Source organism: Shewanella sp. ECSMB14101, assembly GCF_000773485.1.
GTDB lineage: Bacteria > Pseudomonadota > Gammaproteobacteria > Enterobacterales > Shewanellaceae > Shewanella > Shewanella marisflavi.
In genome coordinates this window covers 143,780-159,130 of record NZ_JSFF01000002.1, presented here as the reverse complement: position 1 = coordinate 159,130, position 15,351 = coordinate 143,780, and the positions used below count along the sequence as shown (strand labels likewise).

The following is a 15,351-nucleotide window of genomic DNA, read 5'->3' as shown; positions in this document are numbered from 1 at the left end:
AATGACATATAATCATGTTGCCGAAACAAAGGGAGACTGCTTTGGTGTAGCATTTTGTAGTTTTGTTAAAAAACAAACATATAGTTAACACCCGGTGAATTTAGTTAAGAAAGGGGACATACGCCTAAGTTTAAGCGCTTTATAAAATCAATATAAATTGATTAAAAACAGGCAAATAAGCTGGAACCAAACTAGACTAGCCTCATGACTTGAATACAACAAAACTGCTACATACTGGAGTAAAATCCATGGCAAAATTGCTACGCACAGTCTGTCAACAGCGAAACTTCAGGACTAATGGCGACGATGGCTCAGTACCTTGTATAAACTGACAAGGCATGATTATTCAGATCTATTCATGGCGGTAAAAGCTCAGCAAAGCCCCCTATGGTACTAGGTTCAGCCAGGCCAACGGGGACACAAAAACCGCCCGTGCCCTACTCGAAATAGCATGGCAATGCATGTAGCATTTTGTACACTTGTTAATATTTTTACAGACTTTTAACCTAGGATCGTTTTAGATTCTACTCTTCTGTTTTAGGATGTGGGTGAAGACCATGAAGTACCTTTTGTCGGGTCTTATTTTCTTATCAGGGTTTATCCTGTTCGAAGCCAGGGCCGATGACCAGATAGATGATATTACCACGGGCGAATTTCACTTCACCCTCGCCGCAGGCTATGGCGGAATCGAGAACCCCAGAGCGAAATCCGACGATATCATCACTTATGTACTACCTAGCTGGTCCTATTATGATGAACGCTTCTATATCGAAAACTTCACCTTAGGCTATAGCCTTTATGAGTCAGAGCGTTTCTTGGTGGATCTGCAAACACGTCTCAACGAAGACGGCTTCTTCTTCGAACTGGATGGCTGGAACAAGGTCTTTCTCAGCGACATACTCGGTTTCAAACCCAATAAACAGCCGCTGTTTGGTCCAGAGATCCCTGAGGTAGAAATTGAGCGCAACATCTCCTATCTCGGCGGCCTGAGCACTAGCTGGCTCACCCCCTACGCCGACATTACCCTAGGTTATTTTCACGATGTCAGTGGTGTGCACCATGGCAGCGAAGTGCATTTTAAGGTGAAAAAGAACGCGGCATTTTCGTGGGGTGCCCTGGGATTTGAGGTCGGTGCGATCCGTAAAAGCAGCAAGCTGATCAGCTATTACTATCACTTTACCCAATCTGAACTGGGTCGAAGCCGTGTTCCTCAACCTCAATCGGCCGCGATTAATTACCATACCAGTGGCGTGCTCAATCTGCCTCTCTGGCAAGATGTCAACTTCGTCGCGATAATCACCTACACTTGGTTAGGAGATGAGATCACCAAAAACCTTATGGTAGAAAAGGATGGATACCTATCGGGATTCGTTGGAGTCAGCTATGCCTTCTAACGCCGTCAGCCTGATGAAATACCTGCTGCTACTGTCCTTGGTCGCCAGCTTTCACTCCTATGGCAACACCACACAGGTCAATGTCAAACCTAAGACCTGTGCCGTCATTGAGGCTGGTAGCCCCTGTCATATGACGCTTAAGATCAGCTATCGACTCGATGCCCTTGAACAAACCTGTATCTGGATAGCCCTGCGCAACGCGCCCGAACAGTGCTTCGACAGCTTGGATGTGGATCACCTGCTCGAGCTGACCCTCACCCAGGATACCCAGGTATTGATTAAGACCCTTAACGACAAAATACTCGACGAAGTGACTATCAAACTCGCCACTTTTCAACCCGTTAACACCCGTAAACGGCGAGGACTTAACTGGAACTTGTTATGACCAAACCTAAGATACTGCTGATCGAAGATGATCTGGATTTGGCCGAACTCACCCTGCTCTACCTGACACAGCAAGGCTTCGACCTGACCCATAGCGAATCGGCCCAAGCGGTCGCCAAGTTGCCTGCCGATCAGAGGTTCGATCTCATCATCTGCGATATCATGCTGCCGGATACCGACGGCTTTAGTCTGTTTGCCGAGCTGCAACAGCGCTATCAATGCGTGATCATCTTTATGACCGCCCTCGATGGTCAGCACGACCAGATAAAAGGCCTGGAACTTGGCGCCAGCGACTATATTGTCAAGCCGGTCAATCCAGAGCTCTTGGTGGCACGCATAAAGGCTAACCTTAGAAAAATGCCTGGTGAGGCAAAATCTGAAGCCATCACACTGCATGACTTCACCATAGATCACACCCACCAGCAGCTGTCGATTGCCGGTAAGGCGCAGAAGGTAACCACTCAAGAATTTAATCTCTTGTGGATCTTCGCCCAACACCCGGGCAAGGTGCTCAGCCGCGAATTTCTGTTTGAACAATATGTGGGGCGGCCCTACGACGGCCTGGATAGAGCAATAGATCTTAAAATCAGTCGTCTGAGAAAGAAGATAGACAGCTACCAGATTGCCGGGCTCACCATCAAGACGGTCCATGGCCAAGGTTATCTGTTTAACTATCTGCCGCAGACGTCGGTTCGCTAATGAAATATCAATTCTACCGTCTCTATGCGCTACTGATATTAAGCAGTGCGCTGATCATCTGGTCCTTCAGCGAGATCCACAGCGCTATGCAGCAGGTAGAGTCTTACCAGATAGATGTCGACAGTGTGTTTCGTGGTTTGAGCGACAAAGATGCGAGTGTCCTGATCCGCCGCCTGCCAGCCGATGAGCTGGCCTTGCCAAGCGATCTTAGCGACAAGCTGGGCCAGAGTGAAACCATCGCCCTTACTCTCAGTGGCGGCGAAACCTACTACTACCGCCAAGCAGCTGATAAAAATGAGATTATCGCCTTTGGCCCCGTAGTGAAGCCACTTAACCACCCCATGCCCACCGAGCTGATTATTTTTGCCCTCTATGCAAGCCTAGGCTCTCTCGCCCTACTGCTGATCTGGCCGCTGTTTCGGGATCTCTCTCGCCTGCAGCAATCGGCTGTCGACTTCGGTGCTAACCCAAGAAAGATGGAGCAGATCATCAGCAAACGCTCGGCCATTTATCCACTGGCCAAGGTATTTAACGATGTCACGGTACAGATAGTCGACTTTCTGCAGATGCATAAGGAGCTGTCGCGCACCATCTCCCACGAGGTCAGGACCCCGCTGGCACGTATGCGCTTTGCCCTGCAACTGAGTAAGGCGCAACTGGATGACAAGTATTGGCAGCGAATTAACGCCGATATCGATGAGATAGAGCAGCTAGCCAGCAACTATCTCTCCTTTGCCAAGTTAGAACATAGGGAAAACCAGCTGAAGAAGAGTTGGGTGACGCCGAAACAGTTCCTCAAGCAGCTGGAGGAGAAATTTGCTATCTACCAGCACAAGATAGCGATCGATTTCGATGGTGATGACAACCAGGTGTGCCTCGACCCCAACTCCATGACCATTGCCACCCAAAACCTGATCATGAATGCCCTTCGCTTCGCCCAAAGCCGCATCGAGGTGAGTTTTTACTGTGACCAAGGCAACTGCCAGATCCGCGTCGAAGATGATGGCCCAGGCTTCGAAGGCAAAGGCAAGCAGCTACTGGCTGCCTTTGCCCGGGATAAGGAACAATCAGACGGCTCGGGTTATGGCCTGGGGCTATACATTGCCCGCAAGATAGCCATCTGGCATCAGGGACGACTAGAGGTCGCCCAAGCCAGCCATTTGGGCGGCGCCTGCCTTACCATTCAATGGCGCAATCAAGCGGTTAATTAACACCGCTCGCCACGCCAAGCACGACCCCCAGCAGGCCATAGCCTAATAAGAGCCACAAGATGCTGGGGCGATAACGCCGCAACAGATAGCCTCCCACTAACACCCACAGAAGATCCAGTGCAGAAGCTATGGCAGAGGTGATCACCGGCGAGATCAGCGCCGCCAGCAGCAAGCCCACCACGGCGGCATTCAGCCCCATAATGGCGCCGCGAAATTTTGGCCTGGCCATCAAGGCCTGCCAACTGCTAAGCACTGAAAGCTGCAGTAAAAAACCGGGCAAAAAGATCGCCATGGTTGCCACTATGGCGCCTAACAGCGGCGCGTCTGACCAAGACTCGGCCCCGAGAAATGCGGCCAGGGTGAACATGGGCCCGGGTACCGCCTGAGCCAGCGCATAGCCAGTAAGAAAACGTTCACTGCCTAGCTGCTGACCAACACTGCTTTCAAGTAGCGGCAGCACTACATGGCCGCCACCAAATACCAAGGCGCCCGCCTGATAAAACTGCGCAAACACTTGGGTTAGCCCACCGCCCGCTCCTATCCACCACAAGGCGACGCCAAAAAGCAGCAAAAACAGCGCAAGTGGTATAGGTTTCAGCCTCAGGGACTGCAGGGGTTCATCGGGCATACTTTCCAGGGCAGTAGGGGACAAATAATAGCCGCCAATACCGGCAGCCATCAGCAAAATCGCCAGCTGAATGGCCAGGCCGCCCAGCAGCAGCGTCACTAAGGCGGCGCACAACATCAGCAATCGAGTCAGCCCTTGGCGACAAAACTGGCTAAACATTCCCAACACGGCGTCGGCGACCACCACCACAGCGAGCAGCTTAAGGCCGTGGATCAGTCCCTGAAACCAGCTGGTCTCCAGCCAGCCAAGGCTCGCCACCGCCAATAGATAAAGGAGTATAAATGAGGGTAAGGTAAAGCCAGCAAAGGCCGCGATGGCACCGGTAATGCCAGCCCTGTGATGGCCAATGGCAAATCCCACCTGGCTTGATCCAGGCCCTGGGATCACCTGACTCAAGGCAACAATAGCCCCAAAGCGCTCTGCATCGAGCCACTTAAGCTCATTGACAAAACGTCGCTTAAAATAACCGATATGGGCCGCTGGCCCGCCAAAACAGACCAGACCTAACAGCAGAAACTGTTTGAAAACCGCTCCCAAGCTAACCTCCTCATCCTAGGTTGATGAGACTAGATTATGACAACAAGATGACGCGCCGATGACAAGCGTTAGGCTTGACGCTGCAACATCACCAGCACTTCGAAGTGATCCGTATGGGGGAACATGTCAAACAGCTGCACCTTAGTCACTCGATACCCTGAAATGGCGCGCAGATCATTGGCCAGTGTCTTGGGGTTACAGCTTGAATAGAGAATCGCCTGGGGCGCAAATTCACTAAGCGAATGGCACAGCGCCTCGCCAATTCCCCGTCTGGGTGGGTTGACGATAATAAGATCCGGTTTCTCTTCACCGCGACTGTCGCTGGCGAAGGTGGTGGAATCGAGCGCGGTGAAGCGTACATTGGTCAAGCCCAGCGTCTCGGCGGACATCTTGGCGCAGGCAATGGCCTCAGCCTCTATCTCAATACCGGTAAGGGCGACGTCCTTAGAGGCGCAGTGCAAACCAAAGCCCCCCACTCCACAGAAGAGATCCCAAATCGATTTTGGCGCCAACTCCCGCGTCCATTCACGGGCACTTTGGTAGAGCTTGGCCGCCACCTCTGGATGGGTCTGAAAGAAACTTTTTGGGCGAATAAAGAGGGGCACCTGATTAAACACTTCCTCGAGACGTGTGGCTTGGGTCCGAAAGATCTCCTCCTCCCCTTCCAAGATAGCCATGTGCACGGGCTGCAAATTAACCGACACCACCCTGATCTCAGGATGCTCCGCCAAAAGTGCTGGCAGTTCGCGCTCGATACGGGGAATCGCCTGCTCGGAGCGCATTACGAAGCGCAGCATATATTCGCCGCGCACCTGGCTGCGGGTCAGCAGAATAAACTTCAGCTCGCCCTTGGCCTTATCTACGCGATAGGGCGGGATCCCCGCCTGGCGTACAAAGCGTTCCAGCCGATGCAGCAGTTGCTGCATATCTTGAGGATACAGGCTACAGTCACACAGGCTCACCGCCTCACCGCTAGGGCTCACCAGCCCCAACATGGGTTGATGGGCGGCGCCTAAAACCACCATCTTGGCCTTATTACGAAAGCCTGACTCAGGCCCCACCACAGGAGGCAGCCACTGCTCTACCGGCAGATCTTTTAGCAGCGCCTCGAGCGTCGCCGATTTCGCGGCCACCTGTTCGCTCAGGGGCGTCTTGATATGACGGCAGGAAAGGCATTGATTGGCATCGAAATAGGCACACTTCACAGATATTTTGCTCGCAGCTAGGCTTAAAAAAGGCGCCTTACTTTAGCCTTTTTGAGGAGAAAAATCACCATTGTCAGGTGTACTCTGGGTCGCTTGCACAGGTGTCAGCCTTAAACTGTCGACATCGGCCCGCACCGGCTTAACCCCGCGGCGCGTTTTCACCCAGACTACGGCCTCCTTGGCCGTATGCCTGAAGGTGGTGAGCTTGCCGCCATAGACAGTCAACAAATTCGGGTGTGTCTCGCTAGACACCATCATGGTGTCTCTGGGCAGATCGAACGCCTCTCCCGACTGCTTTGGCAACACCCTCACGCCGCAATAACGGCCTATGATCCGATCGCCAAGAGGCCCTTGGCTTTCAGACAGCGGAAAATAGTGACGATAGATCCCCAGCAGGTAAGCCTCTTCTGCATGGGTCACACCCGCTGCATCGACGGCATCGATAGGGGTTTCGGTAGTCCCTAGCATGGTCTTTCCCTGCCAAGGCATAACGAACACCACGCGCTTATCGTAGATAGACTCCAGGTAGAAGATGCCACTCGGCGCGGGAATATCCAGCACCAGATGACTGCCTTGTACCAGCTCAACCGGTGAAGCCTCGATCTTAGGGACCACCTGCCCCAGGGTCTGATTGACCCAAGGCCCCGTGGCATTGATGACACAGCGACTGCTAAGCCAATGCGTTTCACCGCCCGTTTCATAGCTCACGATACAAGAATCTGGCCTGTGCTCTATCTGCTTAAGCTCTACTTGGGTCAGCAGCTGCGCGCCAAGTGCCCGGGCGCTTTCGGCCACCGCCAGGGTCAGGCTGGCATCATCTGTCTGGGCATCCCAATAGCGAAACACGGCCCTAAGCCCTTTCAGTTTGAGTCCGGCGAGCTGACCCCACTGGTTAGCGGGTATCGACTTGAACTGCCCCAAGGGGTCAAACTCACTGAGCAGGGCGTAGAGGCTTAGCCCGGCGCGAATGGCCAAGGGACCGCGCCGACTGTCACTATAGATAGGAATATAGAAGGGTACTGGCTTTACCAGCTCGGGGGCTAAGGTCAGTAGCGCCTTGCGCTCGGCAAGCGATTCGCGCACCAAACTCACCTGACCCGACTCAAGATAGCGCAGGCCACCATGGATCAGTTTACTGGAGTTCGACGAGGTCTTCTCACCCAGCCCATCTTTTTCAAGCAGCACCACAGAGTAACCAGCGGCCTGGGCACATTGGGCGATCCCAATCCCGGTAATACCGCCGCCAATCACGACTAAATCCACTGCTTGCATAGCGCTTCCTTTGGTTTAATTAACCTTTAACCTTGGCTCGCCCGTTGCAGATACTCATAGGCCTTATCACATAAGCGCTTAAGCTCGGCAAACTCCTCGGGTTCCCCCCCCAGCTTGCAACGCATCTGTAGTGGAACCGACTTAGCCTCTTGTTGCAACGCCCTGCCCTCATCAGTTAGTTGTAGCACTCGCACTCGCTCATCGGTATCACTGCGGCCACGGGTGACTAACCCTTTAGTTTCCAGGCGTTTGAGCAAGGGTGTCAGGGTGCCAGAATCCAGGTGTAACTGCTCACCTAAGGTCTTAACGCTGATCCCTGGGTGTTCCCATAACACCAACATCGCCAAGTATTGCGAATAGGTCAAATCCAACGCCTCCAATAGGGGACGATAGGCACGTACCATGGCATTGGCGGCGCTGTATAGTGAGAAACAAACCTGGTTTTCGAGTGCCAACGGGTTAGGCTGAGTATCTTGGCTCATGGGTAAGGCTACCATTATTAAATTGCACACAACTTTTGCCAAGTTTACGCCATGAACCGACTAAAGTGAAAATTTATCAATAAATTTTTTTGATGCGTAAACAGTCAATAATCCGTCAATTTTACATAGACTTAAGCAAATAACTTAGCAAAACCATCTAGATGCAAACCGACTAAATACTGGCGCTAGGTTAAATACTCAAACTCATCGACATAAAGCCTAAAACCCGCCTGTGAATACGGTTGCTTTTCCAGCGACAATCCCCTAAATTCCCAGCATTATTTAGCTCTATACACTAAAAAACACATTGGAGGTGTTCACTATGAAGCGACAACTGCTAGTGATCTTGTCAATTCTCTTTGCGGCACAGGTCCATGCACGCTGCCCACAAAACATCAGTTTGGGCGATATCCCTTTTGACAAAAACAGCTCATATTTCGACAGCCAATATGCCAAACAACTACAACAGCTGATCGAAAAGACCCAGGCTGATACGGGCTATCTGCTACTGGAATTCCCGCTCTACAAGGGCGAAACAGACAAAAAGATCAGGGAATATAATCTCTGGCTCGCCAATCGCCGTATTGAGCGAGTGAAAAACTTCCTGACGAAGTCAGACTACCACCAGCCTGTGGTCACCAAACTACTAACCGCAAGCCAGGAAGATACCCGAACACTGAGTATGCATTGGTGTCAGCAAGAAAGTGGTGAGACAGCCATTGCCAGCGCTGTCGCCCCCAGTCGCAATCTGCTTAAGTAAACCCACCAACTATTTTAAAACTCGTCGCCTGTGCACTTAACTGCCGGGCGGCGCTGGCCGCACACATAAAAATCCGCGCAAGTTAACATTTCCAGTATATTTCAAGATTTATGTTGCAAATCTGAAACATAAACTTAGCCTCGCCGTTGGCGCGCAGTACACTATCCCTAGAACGCCTTTGTCATCGTCTTTTGGCAAACCAGCCCCGGGAGGGATTATGTTTAGAGCCCTGATGTTTTGTTTTCTGCTACTCTCCAGCGCATTACCCAGTTTCACACAGGCAGCAGATAATTCAGTATCTGAAAATGCCACTTGGCATTATGTCGACGCCGACGGTCAGCTTAAGATTAAACTCTATTTTTTCTGGTCTAAGACCTGTCCACACTGCGCCGAGGCTCATCCCTTTATCGACAGCCTTCCAGAGAAGTATCCATGGATAGAGCTTGAATCACACATGGTTTCTCAAGCGGGCACCCAGAAAAAATGGCAGAGCATAGCCGAAAAAACCAAAGTGGCAGCGCGTTCAGTCCCCTATATCGCCGCCTGTGAGCAAGCCACTGTGGGCTATAGCAGTGAGGCAGTAACCGGACAATTTATCTTGTCACAGCTCAAGGCCTGCTACCGAGCCTTAGGCGGTGTTGTGCAAGCAGATGATACCCAACCCCATGCTGGTGAGTCCTCAGCCCAAGGAGAACCCTTATTTGCCACCTGTAGTGCCAGCAGCGACCCCGGCACCTGTGACATAGGTTTAGGTGAAAATCCCGAGGCTGCACCTGTTACTAAGGTACAGCCCATTGAGCTGCCGCTGATCGGCGTCGTCGCACCAGAGCAGCTTTCCTTACCTGTGCTCACCGTAGTACTGGCTGGCGTTGACGCCTTTAACCCATGCGCCTTCTTCGTGCTGCTGTTTTTACTCTCTATTATGGTTAACGCCAAGAGTCGTACCCGCATGTTGATAGTTGGGGGCATCTTTGTATTCTTCTCAGGTTTTATCTACTTCCTGTTTATGATTGCCTGGCTCAACATCTTTGAATTATTGGGCGCTGGCAGCGATGGTGGCCTGATCATACTAGGCGCAGGTATTCTGGCACTGATTGCCGGCACCATTAACATCAAGGATTACTTCTTTACCAAAGGGGAAGTGAGCCTTTCCATGTCGGCAGAAAACCGTACAGGCCTCATTAAGCGCATGGGTAAACTCACCAGTGCCAGCAGTATGGCGGCCATGATTGCGGGGACTGTTGTACTGGCGATATTGGCTAATGCTTATGAGCTACTCTGTACCGCAGGCTTTCCGATGATCTACACCAGCGTACTGTCAATGCACGAGCTCCCAGCATATGAGCGTTACCTCTATCTGGCCTTCTACAATGTGGTTTATGTTATCCCGTTAGCAGCCATAGTGATCGCCTTTAGCGCCACCTTAGGTAAACGCAAACTCTCTGAGAAAGAGGGACAAACCCTGAAACTCATGTCAGGGATCATGATGATCGGTCTTGGGGGCATGTTGGCACTAGACCCGACGGCACTGCAAAATGCTGTACTCGCGGTTGGCTTGATTCTAGCTTCTATCTTACTGACCTTTATTATCAGCATCACTCGCAAACAGATAGACAAGCGCAAAACGGTGAAGCAATAGCGCAGAGAATGGCTCAAGTTTTCCAAAATGACGCCGATAGCACTATAGTTAACCTATGTAAATTTGGTTAACTATAGACTCTCACCCAGTTTAAGGCGGTAAGCATGGCAATAACAGTTGGTACCAGTAATCTACAACCTAACCTAAGCAATGGAAGCGTTGGGGTAAAAGTTGCACAACTCGCTAAAGAGCAGCAACAAGCAGAGGGAGAGATTGCGCTACAACTGATTGAAGCAGTTGACTCGGCGCCGAGCGCTGGGCCAGTAGGAAACAGTGGTCACAATATTAATACCACAGCTTAATCAGCATAAAATTTAAAAGCCCTCATCTAGAGGGCTTTTTCATACTCGCAGCATGGCCTACTCTTCAGCCTTCGCCACGCCCACACTGAAACAATCCCGTCCTTGCGCCTTACTGAGGTAAAGCAGCTGATCGGCGCTGGCGGTCAAATCCTGGGCACTCAGGCCAGGCTGCCATAGGCAGACTCCCTGGGAGACGGTGACAAATGGCCCCACGTCTGATTCAGGATGAGCTATCTCAGCGGCCTTCAGCGCCGCGCGGATCTGCTCAGCAATATGGCTTGCGCCATCGAGATCGGTATCGGGCAATATGACCGCAAACTCCTCACCACCATAACGAGCGGCAAGATCCCTTGGACGAGAGGCGATACCGTGTAGTACCTCTGCTATACGGATCAAACACTTATCCCCTTGCTGATGCCCAATACTATCATTGAGTCGTTTAAAGTAGTCCACATCCAGAAGAATCATGCTCAAGGGATCCTTAGTGCGTTTGGCGGCCTTTATCTCCAGCGCCAGCACCTCATCGAAATGACGTCGATTACTCAAATTAGTCAGGCCATCAATCAGTGCCATATGCTTAAACTGTTGCAATAGCTGTTGCTTCTCTGCATCTCGCAAGATCGCCTTTCTAAACCACTCCTGCAACACTTTTTGTCCGGTCACCATGATCACCAAGAGACAGGTAAACTTGGTCACGGCAAAGATAGGGTTTTCCGGAGTCTCAATAATCCTAGTCACTAAACTGACCGATAAAAGCGGAATGACGCTTACCAATAACCAGTTACGCAGCGGAAACAGTGAAATGGCAAAGGTAAACACCAGTACATCCACCACTGAATCGACAATAGCCAAAGAGGTATATTCACCTAATATGCTGTAGGAGCTGGTGAGCCAATAATGCCCCACCACAAAGTAGATCCAGGCGACCTCTAACACCAACAGGTAAGCCAGCACCAATCCTAAGCGATGCCGTTCAGGCTGACGATAGAGAATGCCGGCCAGACCAAACAGGGCGATACACAAGGCAGGCATCTGCAACACCAAGAGATCCTGCACACTCAACAGATGATGCTTTTGCAACACTGTGGCAAAAAAAATGGCAACCAGCAGAAATACGGACAGGTAAGCGGTCCACTTTACCGAACGGCAAAGGTAGATATGGGTCTCCTGGACTAGGAGTTGGTCAAAGCTTTTCGGCTTACTATTCATCCTTCTCTGCGCTCGCCCCTCTTTTACAACACTATTCACACTCACTCAGCTTAAGTAATTATAAAGACGAATAAAAAAACAGCCAGCATTAGGCTGGCTGTTTACTATTTATACTCGCCTTTGCCATTAAGCAGCGACTGCGTCTGCCGGCTCACCCAGACGGATCAGGTAGTCGAATGCGCCAAGCGAAGCGGTTGCACCGCTACCCATGGCGATGATGATCTGCTTATAGGCAGAGTTAGTCACATCACCTGCGGCAAATACGCCGGGCAGTGAGGTTTGACCCTTGGCATCGACCATGATCTCGCCCCGCTCGGTCAAGTCGAGTGTGCCCTTGAGCCACTCGGCATTAGGTACCAAGCCAATCTGCACGAAGATACCGGCGAGGGCGATATGATGACTTTCACCTGTTGCCCTATCGGTATAGTTCAGTCCTTGCACTCGCTTGCCATCACCAACCACTTCCGTCGTCATGGCCTGGGTGATTATCTCAATATTGCCCATAGAAGCTGCCTTGCGTTGTAACACGTCATCGGCGCGCAGCTTGCTGTCAAACTCAAGCACAGTGACATGCTCAACGATATTGGCCAAATCGATGGCCGCCTCTATGCCCGAGTTACCGCCACCAATCACGGCGACGCGCTTACCCTTAAACAGCGGGCCGTCACAGTGTGGGCAGTAGGCGACGCCTTTACCGCGATATTCTTTCTCGCCCGGCACATTCATCTCGCGCCAGCGAGCGCCTGTGGCCAGAAGTACCGTTTTGCTGCGCAGTAGTGCGCCACTTTCGGTTTGGATCTCAAACAACTCACCGGACTTTAGACTTAAGGCACGCTGGTTATCCATGATATCGACATCATAGTCATGCACATGAGATTCGAGATTAGCCACTAACTTTGGGCCTTCGGTGGCTTTTACCGAGATAAAGTTTTCAATTCCTACGGTTTCGGCCACCTGGCCGCCAAATTTGTCCGCCAGGATACCGGTTCTTAAGCCCTTACGCGCCGCATAGATCGCTGCCGAGGCGCCAGCCGGGCCACCACCGACCACTAACACGTCGAAGGCCTCTTTCTGATTTAACTTTTCCGCTTGGCGGCTGGCCGCATTAACGTCCAGCTTGTTAAGGATCTCGACAACGCTGATACCACCCACTGAAAACGGCTCGCCATTAAGGTAAACAGAAGGTACCGCCATGATGTTGCGCTCGTTCACTTCATCCTGGAACAAGGCGCCATCTATCATGGTGTTTTGAATATTGGGGTTGATTGCCGCCATCATATTAAGCGCCTGCACCACCTCGGGACAGGTTTGACAGCTCAGCGATACATAAGTCTCGAAGCGATATTCACCGGGCAGGTCACGGATCTGCTCTATCACTTCAGGCGCAAGCTTGATCGGATGGCCACCCGTGTGCAGCAATGCCAGCACCAAGGATGTAAATTCATGGCCCATCGGCAAACCGGCAAAGTGGATCTGACTCGCGCTATCGGCATTAGTGATGGTCATCGACGGGGTACGTACACCCTCTGATTCGGTCAACGACACGAGCTCCGACAACGAGGCGATATCTTTTGCCAACGCCATTAATTCTTGTGCTTTAGGACGCTCATCTGCCGATACGACAAGTTCAACTGGGCGCTTGAGGTTTTGCAGATAGGTAGTCAGCTGATTTTTTACATTCGCATCTAACATGATAACTCCTAGGAAAAAGAGGCTCCCAACGGGAGCCAAAAACTTAGGGAAAAATTGCCGGCTCTAATGCAGGGGGAGATGAACCGGCAATAAAAAAGATGATGATGAAAATTACTTTGGCTTTCGCCAGGTCACTCGAGATGATGAGGCCCGAGTGACCTTAGGTGATACTTAGATCTTACCTACTAGGTCCAATGAAGGTGCTAGTGTATCTTCACCTGGCTGCCATGCTGCTGGGCAAACTTCGCCGTCGTGTGTGGCAACATACTGAGCCGCTTGAATCTTACGTACCAGCTCAGAAGCGCTACGACCAATGCCTAGGTCATGAATTTCGGCAACCTTGATCTGACCTTCTGGGTTGATAACGAAGGTGCCACGCAGTGCCAGACCTTCCTCTTCAATCATCACGCCAAAGTTGCGTGAGATAACACCTGTTGGGTCACCGATCATTGGGTAGTTGATCTTGCCGATGGTGTCTGAGCTGTCGTGCCATGCCTTGTGGGTAAAGTGCGTATCGGTAGACACTGAGTACACTTCAACGCCCATTGATTGCAGCTTCTCGTAATGGTCAGCCATGTCACCTAGCTCTGTTGGGCAGACGAAGGTGAAGTCAGCAGGGTAGAAGAAAACTACTGACCACTTACCCAGTAGGTCTTGCTCTGTCACAGAGACGAAATCGCCATTGTGATAGGCAGTGGCAGAGAAAGGCTTGATTTCGGTATTGATGATAGATTGAGTCATTGTTTACTCCAGTGCTCGTTATTAACAGTAAATTTGTGGGGTGAGGCGTTTGCCTTAACCCCGTGTTCTTTGTCGATGTGAAGATAATAACGAGACTGGATAATTAAATATAACGGATAAAAGCTATCATACTAATCGGTTTTTAAGATTGAACTTATTGTTGTGATAAAAACCGATGAAGGGAAATGAAACAAATTAGGACTCCCAGGGTTCAAAACGGGTCAGGCTGCGGGCCAATGGAAAGTCGAGTCGCTGCGATAACTGCTGCGCCTCGCTCTTTAGGCCACTACTGCTTATCTGCCTGGCTTGTTTACCGGCGATCACGACCCAATTGCCACCGCCAGTCAGACAGGCGTACACATCGCTAAAGTGTTCTTTGAGTAAGGCGAGTAAGGCTTGATTGCGGCTGTGCTCCTTCCAGCAGTTAAGCACCAGATAACCATCGACCTTGAGCAGCGCCGCGGCATTGGCAATAAATACCTCACTATGCTGCTGCTCATCCACGCCTCCGGCATGATAGATATCGGCAAAGATAACGTCGGCCTTCTTGTGCTTGCCTTCGGCCAGAAATGCATTGGCATCTTGATGAACAAGGTTAAGTTTCTTGCCCAGGGGTAGCCAGAAGAAGCGCTTGGCAATATCGATCACCGCCTCTCTCAGCTCAACGGCGGTAATATTGATCCCCCGATCGAAATGACGCAGCGCCTGAATAAGTCCCCCGCCCCCCAGACCGAGTATTATCACCCGCTTGGGCTTGATAAACAGCAGCACCAATAACATGGCCTGCAGATAGGTATGCATAGGGAGGTGCAGAGCAGACTTGGATAATTTGCTCTGCTCATCGTTGTCACCAAAGGAAAGTAGCCGCACCTCCCTATCTTCCATCACCAATAGTGGGCCAAAGGCATCCTCACTGGAATATAGGGTGGTAAAATCTGACATCTGCTTCTCCGCTGGGCGCCAACAGTGACAGGCGCGATAAAGGCGCTAGTATGCCGCAAATCCTTGCGCAGCACAGCAAGCAAAGTACAAAAGCGCCTATCGCGCACAGGCCTTTGGCATTAAATACTGAGTAAGGCGACTCACTGCGTCACAACTGCCCACCAAGGGGCGTGTTTTTTTAAGCGCAAGTTCACATTGCAATCGGGCAATTCTTATAGTATTTGTTTGAAATCTTTAGCTGATTTCTCACACAC

15 protein-coding genes are annotated in these 15,351 nt (G+C 51.1%); 7 read left to right on the top strand and 8 right to left on the bottom strand.

What is annotated here, in order from left to right; genetic code table 11:
* The first annotated feature begins 557 nt into the window (after positions 1-557).
* Genes NY07_RS03130 through NY07_RS03115 form a run of 4 tightly spaced genes read left to right on the top strand, consistent with a single transcriptional unit; the run spans position 558 to position 3,688 of the window.
* Complete coding sequence (locus NY07_RS03130; RefSeq protein ID WP_235363886.1) at positions 558-1,394, top strand: MipA/OmpV family protein; 837 nt, start codon at positions 558-560, stop codon at positions 1,392-1,394.
* On the top strand, positions 1,384-1,779 hold the full coding sequence (locus NY07_RS03125) for a DUF3019 domain-containing protein (RefSeq protein ID WP_052125461.1): 396 nt from the start codon (positions 1,384-1,386) through the stop codon (positions 1,777-1,779). Before NY07_RS03130 ends, NY07_RS03125 begins: the two co-directional genes overlap by 11 nt.
* Positions 1,776-2,477, top strand: coding sequence for a response regulator transcription factor (locus NY07_RS03120; RefSeq protein ID WP_033537898.1), 702 nt, complete (start codon positions 1,776-1,778; stop codon positions 2,475-2,477). The genes NY07_RS03125 and NY07_RS03120 overlap by 4 nt, the downstream gene beginning before the upstream one ends.
* Complete coding sequence (locus tag NY07_RS03115) at positions 2,477-3,688, top strand: sensor histidine kinase (RefSeq protein ID WP_033537897.1); 1,212 nt, start codon at positions 2,477-2,479, stop codon at positions 3,686-3,688. The genes NY07_RS03120 and NY07_RS03115 overlap by 1 nt, the downstream gene beginning before the upstream one ends.
* On the opposite strand, the gene chrA is transcribed toward NY07_RS03115, so the two are convergent.
* The 4 genes from chrA to NY07_RS03095 form a co-directional block, all read right to left on the bottom strand.
* Complete coding sequence (gene chrA / locus NY07_RS03110; protein WP_033537896.1) at positions 3,681-4,853, bottom strand: chromate efflux transporter; 1,173 nt, start codon at positions 4,851-4,853, stop codon at positions 3,681-3,683. The genes NY07_RS03115 and chrA overlap by 8 nt on opposite strands.
* Positions 4,854-4,921: 68 nt before the next feature.
* Positions 4,922-6,058, bottom strand: a complete 1,137-nt coding sequence (gene rlmC, locus NY07_RS03105) for a 23S rRNA (uracil(747)-C(5))-methyltransferase RlmC (RefSeq protein WP_033537895.1) — start codon at positions 6,056-6,058, stop codon at positions 4,922-4,924.
* A gap of 42 nt (positions 6,059-6,100) precedes the next feature.
* On the bottom strand, positions 6,101-7,330 hold the full coding sequence (locus tag NY07_RS03100) for a glycerol-3-phosphate dehydrogenase/oxidase (RefSeq protein ID WP_033537894.1): 1,230 nt from the start codon (positions 7,328-7,330) through the stop codon (positions 6,101-6,103).
* A 26-nt stretch (positions 7,331-7,356) separates the two neighbouring features.
* Positions 7,357-7,812: a MarR family winged helix-turn-helix transcriptional regulator gene (locus NY07_RS03095; RefSeq protein ID WP_269768262.1), complete on the bottom strand. Its 456-nt coding sequence runs from the start codon at positions 7,810-7,812 to the stop codon at positions 7,357-7,359.
* Positions 7,813-8,134: 322 nt separating this feature from the next.
* Between NY07_RS03095 and NY07_RS03090 the strand changes: the two genes are divergently transcribed.
* The 3 genes from NY07_RS03090 to NY07_RS03080 all read left to right on the top strand — a co-directional run bounded on the left by NY07_RS03090 (position 8,135) and on the right by NY07_RS03080 (position 10,513).
* Positions 8,135-8,572 carry a hypothetical protein gene (locus tag NY07_RS03090; protein WP_033537892.1) on the top strand — a complete coding sequence of 146 codons (438 nt, stop codon included), beginning with the start codon at positions 8,135-8,137 and terminating at the stop codon, positions 8,570-8,572.
* 217 nt (positions 8,573-8,789) lie between these two features.
* Positions 8,790-10,211 (top strand): cytochrome c biosynthesis protein, encoded by a 1,422-nt coding sequence (locus NY07_RS03085; protein WP_033537891.1) that lies wholly within the window; start codon positions 8,790-8,792, stop codon positions 10,209-10,211.
* Between the two features lie 104 nt (positions 10,212-10,315).
* Positions 10,316-10,513, top strand: a complete 198-nt coding sequence (locus tag NY07_RS03080; protein WP_011864602.1) for a hypothetical protein — start codon at positions 10,316-10,318, stop codon at positions 10,511-10,513.
* Positions 10,514-10,570: 57 nt separating this feature from the next.
* On the opposite strand, the gene NY07_RS03075 is transcribed toward NY07_RS03080, so the two are convergent.
* The 4 genes from NY07_RS03075 to NY07_RS03060 form a co-directional block, all read right to left on the bottom strand.
* On the bottom strand, positions 10,571-11,722 hold the full coding sequence (locus NY07_RS03075) for a GGDEF domain-containing protein (protein ID WP_033537890.1): 1,152 nt from the start codon (positions 11,720-11,722) through the stop codon (positions 10,571-10,573).
* A gap of 126 nt (positions 11,723-11,848) precedes the next feature.
* Positions 11,849-13,414: an alkyl hydroperoxide reductase subunit F gene (ahpF, locus tag NY07_RS03070; RefSeq protein WP_033537889.1), complete on the bottom strand. Its 1,566-nt coding sequence runs from the start codon at positions 13,412-13,414 to the stop codon at positions 11,849-11,851.
* A gap of 171 nt (positions 13,415-13,585) precedes the next feature.
* Positions 13,586-14,155, bottom strand: coding sequence for an alkyl hydroperoxide reductase subunit C (gene ahpC / locus NY07_RS03065; protein WP_033537888.1), 570 nt, complete (start codon positions 14,153-14,155; stop codon positions 13,586-13,588).
* Between the two features lie 195 nt (positions 14,156-14,350).
* Entirely contained in the window at positions 14,351-15,097 is a 747-nt protein-coding gene (locus NY07_RS03060; protein ID WP_033537887.1) for a spermidine synthase, read from the bottom strand.
* Positions 15,098-15,351: the final 254 nt, after the last annotated feature.